We start from the raw sequence: 18,073 nt of genomic DNA, 5'->3' as shown, positions 1-18,073 counted from the left end.
TGTTCATGTGAGGGCTGTTCTTTGTTCTTTCCATTAAAAGAGTTCAGTCAGACCAATCATCGTGATTAGTCCGAGCAAAAAGGAAACCGTTGCCGCCCGTGCATTGCCGTCGCCGTGGCTTTCGGGAATCAGTTCCTTGTACACGATGAACATCATCGCACCCGCTGCAAAGGCAAGACCGTAAGGGACCAGACCGGAGACCAGACTACTGAGTGTGTAACCAATCATGGCTGTCACAATCTCAACTGCACCCGTCAGCGTGGCGATACCGAGCGCCTTGAAGCGACCGATGTTCTGATTGACGAGGAAGAGGGCGACCAGGAATCCTTCCGGCGCATTCTGCAATCCAATGGAAAAGGCAATCAGATTGCCAAGTCCTGCGTCACTGCTCGCGTAGCTGACACCTACCGATAGCCCTTCGGGCAGGTTATGCATGGTGATGGCTGCAATGATCATGAAGGCTTTGGCTTCAATTTTGAAAGGCATCTTCTCGGGATTTTCCAGATCCACATGGGGAATCTTCATCTCCAGCACAAGCAGAACCATGCTGCCCAGCATGATACCAAGGGCAAGTACAAACAGATTGGATTGCCCGAGTGCTTCCGGTATGAGATTGTACACCGAGGCAGAGGTCATGATGCCTGCTGCGTAGGCAAGCAAAATATCACGCAGGCGGTGGGTTACTTTGCGCATAAATAGAATAGGTATGGCCCCAAGGCCGGTAGACATGGCTGAGATAAAGCTGCCAATGAGTGCATCGTTCATGCTTCCATTTTCCCTCCTGATGAAGACTTCTTCATAATCGCTGCCGAGCATTGACACCGTACATAAAAGAGATCATAATGAACAACAGATTAGAATGATTATAAATTAGAATTCCGTTTCTGCATAGGTTAATTGTCATAACGGGCAGGTCATGTGGACATGATGTAGGCTTTCGTTCTAGTGTATGCAAAAGCCTTTGCTTTTGATGCCGGAGAGCCTGACCTTTTTGCAGAACCCGGGGGAGGAACTATACATGTATAAATCAATTATTATTGGAACAGGCCCTGCAGGGCTGACAGCAGCAATCTATTTGGCACGTGCCAACTTGAGCCCACTCGTTATTGAAGGACCGCAACCTGGTGGTCAATTGACAACAACAACAGAAGTAGAGAACTTCCCAGGTTTCCCTGACGGCATTATGGGTCCTGAACTGATGGACAATATGCGCAAACAAGCAGAACGCTTCGGTGCAGAATTCCGTACAGGCTGGGTAAACAACATCGATATGAGCGAGCGTCCATTCAAAATTCAGGTTGAAGGTATGGGTGAACTCGTATCCGAAACTTTGATCCTGTCTACAGGCGCATCTGCTAAATACCTCGGTATTCCTGGAGAAGAAACGAATGTAGGCCGTGGTGTCAGCACTTGTGCGACATGTGACGGATTCTTCTTCCGCAACAAAGAAATCATCGTTATTGGCGGTGGCGACTCCGCGCTGGAGGAAGCGAGCTTCCTGTCCCGTTTCGGTTCCAAAGTGACTTTGGTACACCGTCGTGAAGAACTACGTGGTTCCAAAATCATGCAGGATCGTGCACGCAGCAATGAGAAAGTGGAAATGGCATTGAACCGTACCCCTCTTGAAGTGCTGGCTGGCGACAACGGCGTAACTGGATTGAAAGTACTGAACAACGAAACAGGTACAGAAGAAATCATTCCTGCTAGCGGTGTATTCGTTGCAATTGGTCACACACCAAACACTGGATTCCTGGGCGGACAGATCACAACCGACGAACACGGTTATATTCTGACTACACCGGGCACATCCGAAACGAATATCCCAGGCGTATTCGCTTGTGGTGATGTGCAGGATACCCGTTACAAACAAGCGATCACAGCAGCAGGTAGTGGATGTATGGCTGCGATGGATACAGAGAAATATATTGAGAGCTTGGAGCACAGCGCAGTAGTTCTGTAAGGGAAGAGCTGTTTTGATCAATAGATTAGTTCATAAAAAACAATATGAGGTGAATAAACATGGAAAACGTAATTGTATACACATCAACCAACTGCCCAAACTGCAAATCGGTAAAAAGCTTCTTGGCTGACAAAGGCATCTCTTATGAAGAGCGCAACATTGAGACAAGCGACGAGTTCGCACAACAAGTATGGGATATGGGCGTACGTGCCGTACCTCTGACTGTCATTGGTGAACACCGTATTCTGGGTATGAACAAAACTCAATTCGCCAAAGCGCTGGACGCTTAATTTACCCTGTATAGGGTAAGTTCAAGTCACATGCAGCTATTCCGGTTCGCGCGAGCCGTTTGAATATATATTGGAGAAGCCTTAGTCCGAATCAGGACTGAGGCTTCTTTTATTTGCAATATGAAAAATCCCCTTTCACAGCTACAACAGAGCACATGTTTCATGAACTCTTTTGTGGATGTAAAAAGGGATTTGACGTTAAAATCAAACATATTTTATCTAAAAAAATATACTCATAAAGGTCTGAAATACTACATACACCAGTACGCCTGACAGCATGTACATGAAACCAGCCTTCTTTTTGCTCTGAAACAATCGAAGTATGCCAAGGCTGAACAGCGGCGCAAGCACGATCAGGAACAGGAGTACGGTGACAAACATTTGCGCCGAGATATCTGAAGTATCCACGTAGGTCACGAATTTTCACTCCGTTTCGTCATCGGAATTAACACGGCGACATTCATGCCGCCATGACAAAAATCACATAACCCTATTATACCTCTGGATTTCTTTAACAAAAAGGGAGGAAATGGGGCAAAATGATGTCAATTTTCAGCGGTTATTAGACGGACACTCTTATTTTACCTAGAAATTGGGAAATTGCTGAGTAAGCGGCACCCACACGTGTGGACCGACTGCCCAGAGCAGCCCATTCAATCTGCAAACTGCGGCGGTGATAGGGCAACGTACGTTCCTCCACCACTTGTTTTAGCGCCGTTTCAATCCATGGTCCTGCTTCCGAAAGAGGGCCGCCGATAATGATGCGCTCAGGATTAAAACTGTTGACGATATTGGTGATGCCAACCCCCAGTTTGCGGCCGATTTCCTGGTATAGTTTCAATACATCTTCATGGCCTTGCTGTGCATAATCAATCAATTCCCGTGTAGTATGTGCCGGCAAAAGCAATTGATGATCCGGGTGCTCATAAGCTTTCTCCGAAGCATATAACTCCCAGCAGCCACGATTGCCACAGGAGCAAGGTCTGCCCTCTGCTTCAATGGACATATGGCCTGTTTCTCCGGCATATCCCCAGGCACCTTTGTACAGCTCGCCATCCACCATAATGCCTGAACCAATCCCGATGCCTGCACTAATATAGATCAGATGACGTACACCGATACCCGCACCAAAATTCAACTCTCCATGCGCACCCGCATTAGCTTCATTATCGATTGTGACAGGCAGTTCGAATACTTCTTCCAGCATGGCACGCAGGGGAACCTTCTCCCACCCCAAGTTGGGTGCAAACAGCACCGTTCCTTCCTCGTCCACCATACCCGGCACCCCGATTCCAATGCCAATTACCCCGTGAGGGGAGGCAGGGGCTGCCTGAATCAGATGTTCTGCCGCAAGTTTCAACTGTTCAAATACAGAGGACACATCATGTTGTTCCAGCTTCACGGCGTACTCTGTGATGATATGACCTTCCAGATCGGTGAGCACACCCTTTAAATGGGTCACGCTAAGTTCCAAACCCACGGCATATCCCGATGTACCGCGAAATAGCAACATCAGAGGTTTACGTCCACCGCTGGATTCCCCAGGGCCAATTTCCTGCAAGAGTTCATCATTGATCAGATCGGCAACCAGATTGGATACCGTTGCTTTGTTCAGCCCTGTAATCTCGGATACCCGTGCACGGGAGAGGGGGGCATGACGCCGAATCGTATCGAGGACGATCGACTTGTTTATTTTTTTGACCAGCATCTGGTCTCCGGTAATTTTCATATCCATAAGGCACTCCTATTCTTCTATAAAAGGGTTCAGACCCACAATCCGTAAACAAGCTATTCGACTATTATAGCGTAAACAAACATGCAAAAAACATTTTTATTTTTACTTTGTTTAACCAATAGACAAAGTATAACCGATGTGTTAGGATAACGTTGTAAACGATTACTTTCAAAACTATTGAGGAGGCATTTTACATGGCCTATTTTGAATCCGTTAATAAAATTTCATTCGAAGGTAAAGATTCCACGAATCCATTTGCTTTTAAACATTATAATCCGGAAGAAGTTGTAGCCGGCAAATCGATGGAAGAGCACTTCCGTTTCGGCATGGCTTACTGGCATACATTAACAGCGGGCGGTAGTGACCCGTTTGGTGCGGAGACTGCTGTTCGTTCTTGGGATAAATACTCCGGTCTGGACCTCGCGAAAGTACGCGTGGAAGCAGCATTTGAATTTTTGGAAAAAATGAATCTCCCGTTCTTCTGTTTCCACGATGTGGACATCGCACCAGAAGGCAACAGCCTGCGTGAGTTCTACAGCAACATCGATACGATCGTTGACCTGATTGAAGGTCACATGAAATCCAGCGGCAAAAAACTGCTTTGGAATACAGCAAACATGTTCTCCAACCCACGCTTCATGTTTGGTGCAGCTTCCACTTGCAACGCAGATGTGTACGCTCATGCTGCAGCGCAAATCAAAAAAGGTCTGGAAGTGGGTAAACGTCTGGGCGCAGAAAACTATGTGTTCTGGGGCGGTCGTGAAGGTTATGACACATTGCTCAACACAGACATGCAACTGGAACAAGACAACATTGCCCGTATGTTCCACATGGCAGTAGACTACGCGAAGGAAATTGGCTTCGATGCACAATTCCTGATCGAGCCTAAACCGAAAGAGCCAACGAAGCACCAATACGACTATGATGCAGCAACTTCCATTGCCTTCCTGCAAAAATACGGTTTGGACAAACACTTCAAACTGAACCTGGAAGCTAACCATGCTACACTGGCTGGTCACACATTCGATCACGAGATCCGCGTTGCCCGTACAAACGGCATGCTCGGTTCCCTCGATGCCAACCAAGGCGACATGCTGATCGGTTGGGATACGGATGAGTTCCCGGTTGATATGTACGATGCTACATTGACAATGTACGAAGTATTGAAAAATGGTGGTATCGGACGTGGTGGTGTGAACTTCGACGCCAAAGTACGTCGTGGTTCCTTCGAAGCAGACGATCTGTTCCTGGCACACATCGCTGGTATGGATACGTATGCTAAAGGTCTGAAAGTAGCAGCGAAATTGATTGAAGATCGTGTATTCGATGACTTCATCGAAAAACGTTACAGCAGCTTCAGCGAAGGTATCGGTGCAGATGTGGTTGCAGGTAAAGCAACACTGGCTTCCCTTGCAGAGTACGCGCTGAACAACGAAAGCCCACGCAAAAACCAATCCGGACGTCAGGAATTGCTGAGAGCAAAACTCAACCAATACATCCTGGCTGACTAATATCAGTTAGGCTTTTGGTATGGAAGATTGTGAACCAACCATACGTTTTGCCTGTAGTAACGCTTGTGCAGGAGTATAACAAAGTGTGCACGCCAGCATAGCCTAAGCTTGTACCACGGAACGCCTGAACAAGCATGACATTCGGACCGTCCCCGACTTTCCCCTGGGAAGGCGGGGGCGGTTTTTTGATCCTTGAACCGAATGAGTTTCTTGTGCATTATGGTTTGCGTGTCCACTACTAATGACAGATATAGGTCGTAGGCACGATTTTAGCTACAGAAACGAGTACGTTTTACTCGTTTCATATCCATGTGTGTCCATGATTAAGCATGCAGAACGGAGTGAGCAGAAAGGACCCGGAGGAAGCGAAGCGGTCGCATTTATCCCCGGATTTCTCCCATGTAAAAGGGATGAAGGAAATCCGGGGGTAACGGCGATCCAAGGGTTTTCTGATCACGGAGTGACTCTCATGTAAACTTGGATTCTTCGTGGATATAACCTGAGATAAACGAGAGGAGTTAACCCATGAGTTACGTAATTGGTGTCGATCTGGGAACAAGTGCAGTTAAAACGGTGCTGGTTAACCGTGAAGGAAAAGTGGCGTTTGAAGCTTCCGAGGCTTATCCGCTGTACCAGCCCAAAGCTGGATACAGTGAGCAGAACCCCGAAGATTGGGTAGAGCAGACGATTGTATCGCTGCGCAAATTGCTGGAGGTGTCAGGCGTACATCCTTCGGAAATCGAAGGACTGAGCTTCTCCGGACAGATGCATGGATTGGTGCTGGTGGATGCCGAAGGTAAACCGCTGCGCAATGCCATTCTGTGGAACGATACACGGACAACAGCGCAGTGCCGCCGCATTGAGAAGGTGCTGGATAGCAAATTGTTAAGTATTGCCCGCAACCGTGCGCTCGAAGGTTTTACCCTGCCCAAAATCCTGTGGGTACAGGAAAACGAGCCGGAATTGCTGCAACAGGCAGCGCTGTTCCTGTTGCCGAAGGACTATGTGCGGTATCGCCTGACAGGTGATTATGCGATGGACTATTCGGATGCAGCAGGCACATTGCTGCTAGACGTTGCAGGCAAGCAGTGGAGCAAGGAAATCGCGGAAGCTTTTGAGCTGTCGCTCTCCTTGTGTCCACGCCTTGTGGAGTCATTTGAAGAAGTGGGCACATTGCTGCCTGAGATTGCGGATCAAACCGGACTTGCAGCCGTAACCAAAGTATATGCAGGCGGTGCAGACAATGCATGCGGAGCCATTGGCGCAGGCATTCTGAGTGAAGGACAGACGATGTGCAGCATCGGAACGTCCGGGGTAGTGCTTTCCTATGAAGAGCGTAAAGATCTCGATTTCGAAGGCAAAGTGCACTTTTTTAACCATGGCGAGAAAGATGCCTTCTATATTATGGGAGTAACCCTTGCGGCAGGATACAGCCTGTCCTGGTTCAAGGATACGTTTGCAGCAGACAAATCATTTGATGTGCTCTTGCAGGGCATTGATATGATTCCAGCGGGAAGCAACGGGTTGCTGTTCACACCTTATATCGTCGGCGAGCGTACACCGCACCCGGATGCAAACATTCGTGGCAGCTTTATCGGCATGGATGCCGGACATAAGCTGGAGCATTTTGGACGTGCTGTGATGGAGGGCATTACGTTCTCACTGCGTGAGTCCATTGATATTCTGCGTAACGCTGGCAAAACAGTGAATGAAGTTATTTCCATTGGTGGCGGCGCCAAAAATGAAGCCTGGCTGCAAATGCAGGCCGATGTCTTCAATGCAACCATTGTGAAATTGGAAAGTGAACAGGGCCCAGCAATGGGCGCGGCAATGCTGGCGGCTTATGGCTGTGGCTGGTTCCCATCCTTGCAGGAATGTGCAGCAGCATTCATTCGTCCTGCCAAATCCTATGTGCCTAACCCGGAAACGGTTAAGGTGTACGACGGACTGTTTGCACTGTATCAGGATGTGTACGGGCAAACACGCAGCTTGAATGATCGTCTGGCAGCATATCGTTGATTATTCAACCTCATCTATATTGAGATCTCAATAGGTCATTAACTATTAAACCAATGAAATATTCCATTAAGGAGGTACCTGCGAAAGCGGGTGCCTTTTTTGTCGTTGTTCATGAGAGAAGGGCATATCATATTTCAAGATTCCTAAACGTCATGAAAGGTTTCCCTGCCAGACATAACCCTGTTCCAGACGTGCATAGATTAGATATTGAGGTTAATAGAGGTTCAGCCAATTAATCATTCATATCACATCAATTATTACGCGTGACAGACTCAGCCTGGAGGTGGGGAGTTGGAAGATCGTGAAGCAACCACGAGGCCGCATGTCACCTTGTCCATGATTGTTCGCAATGAGGAGCACAGGTATCTCAGACAGGCGTTGGAGACTCACCGACCGTGGATTGATCGTGCGGTGATCATTGACGACGGAAGTACAGACCATACCGTCGCTTTATGCCAGGAAATGCTGGAGGGAATCCCGCTTACGTTGATTGTGAATCCGGCCTCCCTATTTGCAGATGAGGTGAGTTTACGCAAGCAGCAGTGGGAGACAACAGTGGCTACCGGACCGGAATGGATCTTGAACCTGGACGCGGATGAAATTCTGACAACGGATTTTGGTATTGTACGGAATCAACTGTTGGGTGGAACGGAGGACGCCATTTATTTCAGGTTGTTTGATATGTGGAGCGATACACATTACCGGGAAGACCAATACTGGCAGGCTCATGCGTATTATCGGCCATTTCTGGTCCGATACCGACCGGAATGGAGCTATGAGTGGAAGGAAACCCCGCAGCACTGCGGCCGTTTTCCGCTAACGATTCAGCATTTTGCCTATGGATGTCACTCCCCTCGAGTGAAGCACTATGGTTGGGCGCGTGCAGAGGACCGGATTCGTAAATACGAGCGTTATCAAGCACTGGACCCGGATGCGAGATATGGCTGGAAGGAACAGTACGAATCCATTTTGGATGCAGATCCAATACTTCTGGAATGGTCGGAATAAGGGAAGGAGGACAATAGAGTTGAAGAAGGAAAAAGAAAAAGGTAAAGAAGAGCCAAAGGAAAAGATTCTTATCGCAAGCCCTGTTCGGCAGACGGCTGCGGTACTCCGTGAATTTCTCCAGTCCTTGGAATCGCTTGAGAGAACGACGGTAACGACAGACTATCTGTTTGTGGACGACAACGAAGAAGAAGCGGCATCCAATATGCTCCAGGAGTTTGTACTTCGGCATGAAGGCAACCTTTTGGATGCGAATGTAGATGAAACAGATGCCAATCAGGGAAAAGGAATTTACAACAAGGACGAGGGTGGGCACTATTGGCGTGACGAACAGATCTGGCGGGTAGCCGGACTGAAAAATCGTATTTTGGCATATGCCCGTGACCAGAAGTACGATGCCGTGTTCTTGATTGATTCCGATCTCGTCCTGCATCCACGGACATTGGAACAGCTCGTATCGAACAGGAAGGAGATCATCTCCAATATCTTCTGGACTCGATGGCAGCCGGGCACAAGGGAAATGCCACAAGTCTGGTTGCAGGATGAGTACGCCCTGTTTCGCAAGGGAGGCAAACGCAATACAGGGGAGGAAGCAGAGGACGAAGGTACACAGACGGATGCATTCCTGAGGCAATTGCGTACCCCGGGTTGTTATGAAGTGGGTGGACTTGGGGCGTGTACCCTTATTCGCAGGAACGTATTGGAGTCCGGAGTTTCCTATGACCAGATTCCGAATGTATCTTTCTGGGGAGAAGATCGCCATTTTTGCATCCGTGCTCAGGCACTGGGGTTCCGTTTATACGTAGATACACATTTTCCGGCCTATCACATCTACCGACTATCGGAATTGCCCGGAGTAGCTGCTTTTAATCGCAGAGCCATACGCGGAGAGGAATCGATCAGTATTTCGCTGTGTATGATTGTGAAAAATGAAGAGGCTTCCCTCTCCAGATGTCTGGACTCTGTTAATGGGATCGCTGACGAGATTGTAATTGTAGATACGGGTTCGACGGACCAGACGCGTCAGATCGCAGCTCGTTATACGGAACGCATCATTGATTTTGAATGGGTGGATGATTTTGCGGCAGCAAGGAACTTTGCCTTTGAACAAGCAACAAGTGAATATATATTATGGCTGGATGCAGATGATGTGTTTGAACCGGATGACCGGGTGAAGCTCATTGATCTGAAGCGCTCCCTGGACCCTGCTGTGGATAGTGTGACGATGGATTATCATCTGTCCTTTACGGCGGAGGGGAAGGTGGCATATAGTCTGAGGCGGAACCGACTGGTGCGCAGGGATCGGAATTATCGCTGGATTGGTGCCGTGCATGAATATTTGGAAGTGGCCGGTCATCTGCTGCATAGCGACGTGGCAGTCACGCATAAGAAAGATAAGGAATACACCGATCGCAATCTAAAGATTTATCGCAAACGCGAACAGGCAGGGGAGGAGTTCTCTCCGCGTGATTTATATTATTTTGGCAATGAATTGAAAGACCACGGGCATCTTGAAGATGCGGTACAGTACTATGGAAAATTTCTGGACACCGGGCTGGGATGGGTGGAGGATCAGATCGCAGCATGCCAGAAAATAGCTGATTGCGAGGTATCACTTGAACGTTCGGAAAAGGAAGTCTCGGCATTGTTGAGATCCTTTGCCTTTGATTTGCCGAGGGCAGAGATCTGCTGCCGATTGGGTGGATATTTTGCCGACCGTGCCGATTACCGCAAAGCCTTATACTGGTATGAACAGGCGACCCGCGCCGTACGCCCGACCGATCCAATGGTAGTATTGAATGAAGCTGCATGGACATGGATGCCGCATCTACAATTGTGTGTGTGTTATGACCGGATGGGCAATCGGGCAAAAGCCAAAGAGCACAATGACATTGCTTTGATGTACCATCCAACACATCCCAGCATGTTGTATAATGATAAGTATTTTAAGGATCTGGAGAAGGATAATAACGTGCTGGAAAATGCTTAGAGCAAACCTCTCTAATGGAATAAAGTGGATGAATAATCCCTTTCTCCATGGAGAGGTTTTTGTGTTCTTATTTAACTTTATAACGGAGACATTGGTGCACACACTCTCACAAGAAATTGGATCAAATGATTTCATCCAGGGGACGATATGCTTTACAATAGTGACTAACGGAAAAGCGGTGATAACGAATACTTGTCTTCGGCTGCCGAATCTATGAAACAAGGGGAAGTTGGCATGAATCTGACGGAAGTATTATTGGAATCGAGACTGGTGGCTATTGTTCGTGGTATTAGCCGTGAATCTGCTCAGGCAGCAGGGCAGGGAATGACTGATGGTGGAATCCGACTGATGGAAGTGACGCTGAACACACCTGGGGCACACGATATTATTGCAGACTGGCGTGCAAGGCATGAGGGGAAGGCTTATATCGGGGCGGGCACGGTACTCAATGTGCAGATGGCCAAAGAAGCCGTCGCAGCGGGTGCTCAATTTCTCGTGTCTCCGAATGTCGATCTGTCTGTTATTGAATATGCTGTAGAACATGGAGTGGAGATCTGGCCCGGTGCGATGACGCCAACGGAGATTGTGGCTGCCTATGAAGCAGGAGCAAGAGTGGTGAAGCTGTTCCCAATGGCAAGTCTGGGTATTCCGTATTTACGTGAAATTAAGGCTCCACTGAATCATATTCCACTGCTTGCAACAGGAGGAGCCACCCTGGATAACATTGCAGATTATTATGCAGCGGGTGCGGCGGCAGTGGGGCTTGGAAGTGCACTTTTGCCACGAGAAGCACTTGCAGCAGGGAATGATGAGCAGATTGCCGCTTGCACACGTGCATTTGTGGAAATAGCGAAACTCGAGGGTTGAACCAGGAAACCAACAGAAGTGGACCAGACACATCGGGGTATATATAAGGAGAGCTTCTGTACCATTAGATAATATAAGAAGTGATGTGGATTAACGTCCGGTTAACCTTGCTGTCTTATGATGGAGTTAGGCCAGAAAACGGAGAGGAGTGACACCAGTGAAAGCTAAAACGATGATTGGCGGGATGATTGCTGTTGCCGCGGTAACTGCGGGTGGTTTATGGAAGGCAGCGGTGAATAGTCAGACCCCCAAAAAGATTCCGATTACGCTCACACCGCCCATGCCATTTGAGGATATAACCTTTGAGAGTGGAGGCGGGCGAGTGCATGGCTGGTTCATTCCGGCTGGAGCTCATATCCCGAAGCCTTGGCCTTTGGTTATTATTGCACATGGATGGGGCTCCAACCGATCACGTGTCCTCCGTTATGCTCGTCCCATTTGGGAAGCAGGTTATGCGCTCTTTATGTACGATGTTCGAAGCCATGGAGCCAGTGATCCAGTTAAAGCGGCTTCAGCTTACCTGTTCCGCGACGATCTGCTGTCAGCATTGCAATATACGTCGTCACGCCCGGAAATTGATCCTGCTGCAATCGGTGTGCTTGGGCACTCCTTAGGCGGACTAGGAACGATCCTCGCTGTGACGGAGGGCATTCCTGTATCAGCGGTGATCACGGACTCCATGCCATCCCAATTCGAGGTTATCGTAAGTTCCGAGCTGAGACGGCGACGTCTGCCTCTGTTTCCGCTGGCCCAGCTGATTCCGCGAATCTGGTTCTGGCGGCTTGGTGAATCTCTGAAAACGTATCGCCAGCGCGATCCAGTTATGCTGCTGAACGAACGGCGCAAAGGCATGCAGCTGCCGATGCTTATGGTGCATTCCAAAGGTGATAACTTTATTCCACCAAGCGAACTTGAATATTTTATGTCCAAAGCGGATCCGCCCGTGGAGCATCTATGGGTCAATAGCGGTGGCCATAGCTGTTCAGAAGAAGATCCCGCGTTCTGGAATACGGTGATTCCATTTTTGAAAACTCATGTACAGGTGCAGGCTCAGTCCAATGAATCTGTTATACCGAACGTCAATATGGAGGAAATTCAGCCCACTTAATGCTTAAGCTGATCATCGAAACGTCAACCCGGTTGGCGTTTTTTTGCTGTTTCTATAAAATATGCAGAAATTCACATTTGTAAAATTGTTGGGAAAATGACGATTAAAAAGGAAGCTTATGGTATCATAGAATAGACTGGCAATATTCATGCGAGGTTATTTTGCATGCAACCTTGTATGAAATTGAAGGGAGAGGTCCAGATTTGAGTTTTGATTGGAATTTTAATGTGCGATTCAAAATGTTTACAGCCAAAGCGGCTACAGCAGCCATGGCAACTTTGCTTCTGGCATCACAGACACCAGGGTTTGCAGGCAGCGCGTCGGCAGCGACAGCGGAACAGGTAACAGAATCCGCAGCGGGGGAAACGGAACAACCACTTGGATTAACAGACAACGAGGTGCCTGAAGGAGCCAAAATCTCCTCCAAGCAAGCCAGCGAGAATATACTGAAATTATTTCCATTGTTAAAAAAGGCGACGATTTCATCTGTACGATTCGATTCACCGAACTCTTACCCACCACCGGATTACAAGGCGTGGGAGATTGGCTTTCAAATTGTCGAAGGAAATCATACGATGGGATTCAGCGCAACGGTACATGCGGGCACGGGGGAAGTGCTAAGCGTACATTTGCCTTCTGAATTACTGGATAAGCAGTCTACTGCTTCTGATGTCAAATTGACCAAAGACGAGGCTGAGAAGTATGCAGAGGCATTACTATTCAAAGCTATTCCCGGATTGAAAGAAAATGAGTATGCTTCTCTTGGAGATGTGTATCAATTCACTGCACAGCAATCTTTGTTTGGCAGAACGGAATATCGATATGGTTACCAACTCAAGCATGAAGGTTTGTTGTCTGAGGCAGAGACGATCTACATAAGTGTGGATGAAAGTGGCCTGGTGACAGGCTATTCAAGAAGTACAACTGGAGCTGAATATCCTTCATCGAAGTCGGCAGCATCGGAAGAGAAGGCCAGTCAACGATTTGAGGAGCAATTCGATGTACAGCTCGCTTATATCTCGAATGATCGTCTATCCTCGCTCAAAGGACAAAAGTATTATCTTGGTTATATGCCGAAGAATTCCAGCATGGTTCCGCTGGATGCTAATACACTGGAGCCGATTAACGCGATGACTGGAAAAGCTATTGGTGATGAAGATTCTTTACAGCAGAATAAACCTTTAAAAGGAAGTGTAGCTCCTTTTGTCGCAGCGAACGGCCAGAAATTAAATGCACAACAGGCTGAGAACATCATTAAAAAGAACTTTGATATTCCGAAAGGTTACAAGTTGGAGCATAGTCAGTTAAGCAAAGGTGAGTATGCGAGTCCTAACAATCAAGTATGGAGCCTGAGCTGGAGCAATCGAAATGCGAATGTATCCTACATGTTCATGCGAGATATTTCAGCACAGGTAGATGCGCTTACTGGACAGATTTATAGTTACAGCTTGTATCAACGGGTGGAGCCGGGTGCTGCGCAGGAGAAACCAGCGGATGAGAATGAGACTAAGTCTGTAACCCGGACACAAGCCGAGAAACTTGCAATCAATAAGGTGATTGCATTGGTTCCAAGTGCAGCAGAACAATTCAGGTTGTCCAGCGTGCTTGAATTTGAAGGTGCACGTACATTTATGTTCCAGCGCTACATGAACGGAATTGCGGTTATGGATGATACAGTACAAGTACAAGTCCTGAAGGATGGAGCCATCAACGAATTTTATACAAGAATTGCTGCAACGCCTGAACAATTACCTGGAAACACCAAACCAGCCATCAGTTATGAAAAGGCAAAGGCAACCTATCTGGAAGCATTCAAGTTAACACTGGCTTACTCCCGCTACGGTGGTTATGCCATGAGTACAGGTCAGGTCGTTCCCTCGGGTGTAAACCTGGTTTACCAGCCTACACGAAATGGAAATTCGATTTCCGCCAGTTATGAAGTACTTGATGCTAACACTGGGGAATGGAAGTTTTTATACGGTACTGGAAGTGCCACAGCGAATGTTGAACCTAGTGATATTTCGGGTCATGTGGCGGAGGCTGCGCTTCGGAATATGACTCAACATGCCGTAATTCTTTCAGATGAGCAGGGACGTGTATTCCCAGACCGGGTCATCACGAAGGGTGATTGGTTTACCTATCTGGCAAGAGCGGTTAACCCGAATATGGATATGTATTACAGTGGAAACGGGACTGAGAAGCTATATGCTGACATTACCCCGGAGAGCCCTTATTACCAAGCTGTGCGGACATTGATCGATCAGCGCTGGTTAGCGGGTGCTGATTCTGAAACGAAGCTAAGTCCAGAAGAGGAAATGACTCGTGAAGAGTTGGCAGTATTGCTCGTGCGCATTTTGCGCTATGAGAAACTGGCCGGATTCTACACATTGCCATCGGATCTTCCCAACCTGGCAGATGCCAGTGCAGTCAACAACAAGGGAGCGGTCTCCCTCAGCATCAAGCTGGGATTGTTGCCTTCGATTGAAGGACGATTCATGCCTGCACGCAAAGTGACGGTTGCCGAGGCGGCTCAGGTATTGGAACGTCTGGCCAAGCTTCAGGGCAAGACGGATACCTTTATGAGCGGCAATCGTTTATATTGATTGGAGTTTGTTGCATAAATGCCCGGAAGAGTCATATGATGAGGATAACGGGTAGGTTAGGGTGTTTTGCTGAAGACAGGGGGACCTTCTACGGAGGGTCTCTTTTGATGCTTTTCGACAAAACTAGAAGCCTGCCGTCAATCCCTTTTGTGATACAATGAGGCATGAGAACTTTGCAAAGAGAGGTGGTATCCTTTCATGGGCAAGCACGGAAAACGAGTGATAACCCTGCTATTGGCTGGTTGTCTTGTTGCTGTGGCACTGCCACATGCAGTCGATCTGGATCAGCTGTACGCGGCGTCGGGAACATCGGACATATCCACGAATACGGATCTGCGCGAGACGTTGCTGAATGCGATGTCCCAGCGTACGGAGGAACTTGTTTTTACATACAAAGGCAATGTGAAAGGCCTCAAAAAACAGTTGCAGAGCTCCATTGACGAAGCAATGACCAGTGATCCTTATATTCAATATACCGTTAAAAGCTATGCATTTAATTATAAAGGCTCCAATGTATCCGCAGAGGTGCATGTGAAGCTGGCATATCGGGAAACGAAGGAGCAAACCGACTACGTGAACCGCAAGGTGACCAACGTGCTCAAAGAGATTATCGTGCCTGGCATGACGAATCATGAGAAAGTTAAAGTCATTCATGACTGGATTGTACTTAACCTTTCCTACGATACATCCTTGCAGAAATATACTGCATACGATGGACTTGTTACCGGCAGTACCGTATGTCAGGGATATTCATTGCTGGCTTATCGCATGCTGGAGCAGGTGGGTATAGAGAACCGGATTGTGGAAGGAACGGCTGGTGAGCAATTACACGCCTGGAATCTCGTCAAGCTGGATGGCAAGTGGTACCATATGGATACGACGTGGGATGATCCTACTCCTGACCGTAAGGGCAAGGTAAGTCACAATTATTATTTGCTCAGTGATGATGAGATGGCACGTGACCATGTATGGACAGCTAAAGGCAAGTATCCTGCTGCATCTGCTCCCTATCGTGAAGCTTTGCAAACTTTGGTGAAGGCGGGAGGTAGCAAGGCAAACGCGTACCAGAAGCTGTATCATACACTGGAATACTCGCTCTACGACGAAAGTGATGCGATTAGTGGTCATTCCGCGCTGAAAACTAAAGTTCAGAGTGTGCTCAAGGATGGCGGAACCTCGCTGACTTTCAGATACAAAGGTACCGAGACGGGACTAGTAGAGGATTTGCAGGATCTGTATCAGCTTGGCATGAAGTCGATATCGTATTACGTATCCAACATGGAGGATACCGTGGATCTGCGTGTGAAAATTACCTGGACCATGTGACATCAAACTTTGTATGAATGATTATAATAGGACACACCTTATGGTGAACAAGGACGCTCATGGATGAGCGTTCTTTTTTTACGTGGATGATGGCTATCCCGAAACTTGGACGAACAAAAAAGGCAACCTTCTCTCCAGTGGAAAGAAGGTTGCCTGTGCAATATCGTTATTCGTTTGTAGTTGTAAAATCACATTCCTGTAATGGTACAACTTTTGTTTTCTTAATAAATTTATAACCCAGCCATAAGATCAGGAACAGTGGAACGCTCAAGTAAGCGACGAGGGCTCCGCTCCAATCGATCTGATCACCCGTGAACGCCTGATAGTTCTGTCCAATAATGACGATGATACATAACACAAAAGCAAAGATCGGACCAAATGGGAACCAGCGTGCACGGTAGGGCAGATCGTTCAAATCCCGACCTTGGGCCACATACGCACGGCGGAAGCGATAATGGCTGATGGCAATGCCGAGCCAGGTGATAAAGCCACACATACCGGATGCATTAAGCAGCCAGGTGTATACAATGCCATCACCGAAAAGGGAGGCTAGAAAGGCGAGCATACCTACCGCTGTGGTCAAGAGCAGGGCGTTCATTGGAATGCCCTTTTTGTTCAGCCGACCCAAGAAGCGAGGCGCTTTGCCATCCCGGGCAAGAGCATACAGAACACGACTTGAAGCATACATGCCTGAATTCCCGGCAGACAGTACAGAGGTCAGAATAACGGCATTCATGACGGAAGCAGCAATGGCCAGACCGGCTTTTTCAAAGACAAGAGTAAACGGACTAACTCCGATGTTGTTCAGATCACCTTTAAGCAGATTCGGATGTGTGTAAGGAATGATCAGACTGATGACTGTAATTGCCAGAATGTAGAAGATCAGAATACGCCAGAACACTTGCCGAATAGCACGAGGGACATTTTCACGCGGATTTTCGCTCTCACCGGCTGCTACGCCAATGAGCTCCGTTCCCTGGAATGAGAACCCGGCAGCCATAAATACACCGAGAACCGCAAAGAATCCGCCATGGAATGGGGCGTCTCCTATAGTAAAGTTACTGAATCCAACCGCTTCTCCGCCGATAATGCCGAAGATCATGAGCACACCAACGGTAAGGAAGATGATCACTGTAGCGACTTTGATAATGGCAAACCAGTATTCCGACTCTCCGTACCCTTTAACAGACAGTACATTTAGGGCAAAGATTAATACGAGGAACAACAGACTCCACAACATGGATGAACTGTCAGGAAACCAGTATTTGATGAGTACGGTTGCTGCAGCGAGTTCTGCTGCAATGGTGACGGCCCAGTTGTACCAGAAGTTCCAACCCATGGCGAACCCGAGGGCAGGATCGACGAAGCGGGCCGCATACGTATTGAATGAACCGGAGTCAGGCATGAAGGTAGCCAGCTCTCCGAGACTGGTCATAAGAAAGAAGACCATGATGCCGACGGCAACGTAAGCAATCAGTGCACCGCCGGGGCCTGCATTGGAAATAGCGGTTCCGCTTGCGAGGAACAGTCCTGTACCAATGGATCCACCGAGTGCAATCATGGTCATATGCCTTGCGCGTAGTCCTTTTTTCAGGGTAGGTCCTGTGTTAGTTTGGTTGTTGCGGTCTTGCATGGAAACACTCCTTCTTTCAGCGTACT

Annotated in this window: 14 protein-coding genes; 10 read left to right on the top strand and 4 right to left on the bottom strand. The window is 48.0% G+C overall.

What is annotated here, in order from left to right:
- Positions 1–33 precede the first annotated feature (33 nt).
- Positions 34–765 carry a ZIP family metal transporter gene (locus BUA17_RS27245; RefSeq protein WP_053779008.1) on the bottom strand — a complete coding sequence of 244 codons (732 nt, stop codon included), beginning with the start codon at positions 763–765 and terminating at the stop codon, positions 34–36.
- Between the two features lie 253 nt (positions 766–1,018).
- On the opposite strand from BUA17_RS27245, the gene trxB reads away from it, so the two are divergent.
- Together trxB and BUA17_RS27235 are read left to right on the top strand one after the other, a co-directional pair.
- Positions 1,019–1,960: a thioredoxin-disulfide reductase gene (gene trxB / locus BUA17_RS27240; protein WP_063566574.1), complete on the top strand. Its 942-nt coding sequence runs from the start codon at positions 1,019–1,021 to the stop codon at positions 1,958–1,960.
- 59 nt (positions 1,961–2,019) lie between these two features.
- Positions 2,020–2,250, top strand: coding sequence for a glutaredoxin family protein (locus BUA17_RS27235; RefSeq protein ID WP_024631391.1), 231 nt, complete (start codon positions 2,020–2,022; stop codon positions 2,248–2,250).
- A 219-nt stretch (positions 2,251–2,469) separates the two neighbouring features.
- Here the strand turns inward: BUA17_RS27235 and BUA17_RS27230 are convergent, their stop codons facing one another.
- Together BUA17_RS27230 and BUA17_RS27225 are read right to left on the bottom strand one after the other, a co-directional pair.
- Complete coding sequence (locus BUA17_RS27230) at positions 2,470–2,667, bottom strand: hypothetical protein (protein ID WP_053779005.1); 198 nt, start codon at positions 2,665–2,667, stop codon at positions 2,470–2,472.
- A 145-nt stretch (positions 2,668–2,812) separates the two neighbouring features.
- On the bottom strand, positions 2,813–3,979 hold the full coding sequence (locus BUA17_RS27225) for an ROK family transcriptional regulator (protein WP_072735635.1): 1,167 nt from the start codon (positions 3,977–3,979) through the stop codon (positions 2,813–2,815).
- A 200-nt stretch (positions 3,980–4,179) separates the two neighbouring features.
- Between BUA17_RS27225 and xylA the strand changes: the two genes are divergently transcribed.
- From xylA to BUA17_RS27185, 8 genes are all read left to right on the top strand, one after another.
- Entirely contained in the window at positions 4,180–5,496 is a 1,317-nt protein-coding gene (gene xylA, locus BUA17_RS27220) for a xylose isomerase (RefSeq protein ID WP_063566575.1), read from the top strand.
- 525 nt (positions 5,497–6,021) lie between these two features.
- A complete protein-coding gene (xylB, locus tag BUA17_RS27215) occupies positions 6,022–7,515 on the top strand; it encodes a xylulokinase (protein WP_072735558.1) in 1,494 nt (497 codons plus the stop codon).
- 291 nt (positions 7,516–7,806) lie between these two features.
- Positions 7,807–8,523 carry a glycosyltransferase family 2 protein gene (locus tag BUA17_RS27210; protein WP_240321507.1) on the top strand — a complete coding sequence of 239 codons (717 nt, stop codon included), beginning with the start codon at positions 7,807–7,809 and terminating at the stop codon, positions 8,521–8,523.
- Between the two features lie 19 nt (positions 8,524–8,542).
- Positions 8,543–10,510: a glycosyltransferase gene (locus BUA17_RS31800; RefSeq protein WP_063566577.1), complete on the top strand. Its 1,968-nt coding sequence runs from the start codon at positions 8,543–8,545 to the stop codon at positions 10,508–10,510.
- A 234-nt stretch (positions 10,511–10,744) separates the two neighbouring features.
- Positions 10,745–11,377: a bifunctional 4-hydroxy-2-oxoglutarate aldolase/2-dehydro-3-deoxy-phosphogluconate aldolase gene (locus BUA17_RS27200; protein WP_063566578.1), complete on the top strand. Its 633-nt coding sequence runs from the start codon at positions 10,745–10,747 to the stop codon at positions 11,375–11,377.
- Between the two features lie 157 nt (positions 11,378–11,534).
- Positions 11,535–12,485 carry an alpha/beta hydrolase gene (locus tag BUA17_RS27195; protein ID WP_244552238.1) on the top strand — a complete coding sequence of 317 codons (951 nt, stop codon included), beginning with the start codon at positions 11,535–11,537 and terminating at the stop codon, positions 12,483–12,485.
- Between the two features lie 203 nt (positions 12,486–12,688).
- A complete protein-coding gene (locus tag BUA17_RS27190; RefSeq protein WP_072735557.1) occupies positions 12,689–15,088 on the top strand; it encodes a YcdB/YcdC domain-containing protein in 2,400 nt (799 codons plus the stop codon).
- Positions 15,089–15,286: 198 nt separating this feature from the next.
- On the top strand, positions 15,287–16,414 hold the full coding sequence (locus tag BUA17_RS27185) for a transglutaminase domain-containing protein (RefSeq protein WP_072735556.1): 1,128 nt from the start codon (positions 15,287–15,289) through the stop codon (positions 16,412–16,414).
- A gap of 166 nt (positions 16,415–16,580) precedes the next feature.
- Here the strand turns inward: BUA17_RS27185 and BUA17_RS27180 are convergent, their stop codons facing one another.
- The gene (locus tag BUA17_RS27180; RefSeq protein WP_072735555.1) at positions 16,581–18,047 is read right to left on the bottom strand and encodes an amino acid permease; all 1,467 of its coding nucleotides are present in this window, start codon (positions 18,045–18,047) and stop codon (positions 16,581–16,583) included.
- Between the last annotated feature and the right edge of the window lie 26 nt (positions 18,048–18,073).

Source organism: Paenibacillus sp. ov031, from assembly GCF_900143165.1.
Taxonomy (GTDB): Bacteria; Bacillota; Bacilli; order Paenibacillales; family Paenibacillaceae; genus Paenibacillus; species Paenibacillus marchantiae.
Note: the sequence above shows the minus strand (reverse complement) of the source record. Positions and strands in the feature narration are given on the sequence as shown.

Bases quoted from the DNA above. Each gene is read 5' to 3' on its own strand.
- BUA17_RS27245 (WP_053779008.1), bottom strand. From the start codon at position 765: ATGAACGATGCACTCATTGGCAGCTTTATCTCAGCCATGTCTACCGGC.
- trxB (WP_063566574.1), top strand. From the start codon at position 1,019: ATGTATAAATCAATTATTATTGGAACAGGCCCTGCAGGGCTGACAGCA.
- BUA17_RS27235 (WP_024631391.1), top strand. From the start codon at position 2,020: ATGGAAAACGTAATTGTATACACATCAACCAACTGCCCAAACTGCAAA.
- BUA17_RS27225 (WP_072735635.1), bottom strand. From the start codon at position 3,979: ATGAAAATTACCGGAGACCAGATGCTGGTCAAAAAAATAAACAAGTCG.
- xylA (WP_063566575.1), top strand. From the start codon at position 4,180: ATGGCCTATTTTGAATCCGTTAATAAAATTTCATTCGAAGGTAAAGAT.
- xylB (WP_072735558.1), top strand. From the start codon at position 6,022: ATGAGTTACGTAATTGGTGTCGATCTGGGAACAAGTGCAGTTAAAACG.
- BUA17_RS27200 (WP_063566578.1), top strand. From the start codon at position 10,745: ATGAATCTGACGGAAGTATTATTGGAATCGAGACTGGTGGCTATTGTT.
- BUA17_RS27185 (WP_072735556.1), top strand. From the start codon at position 15,287: ATGGGCAAGCACGGAAAACGAGTGATAACCCTGCTATTGGCTGGTTGT.
- BUA17_RS27180 (WP_072735555.1), bottom strand. From the start codon at position 18,047: ATGCAAGACCGCAACAACCAAACTAACACAGGACCTACCCTGAAAAAA.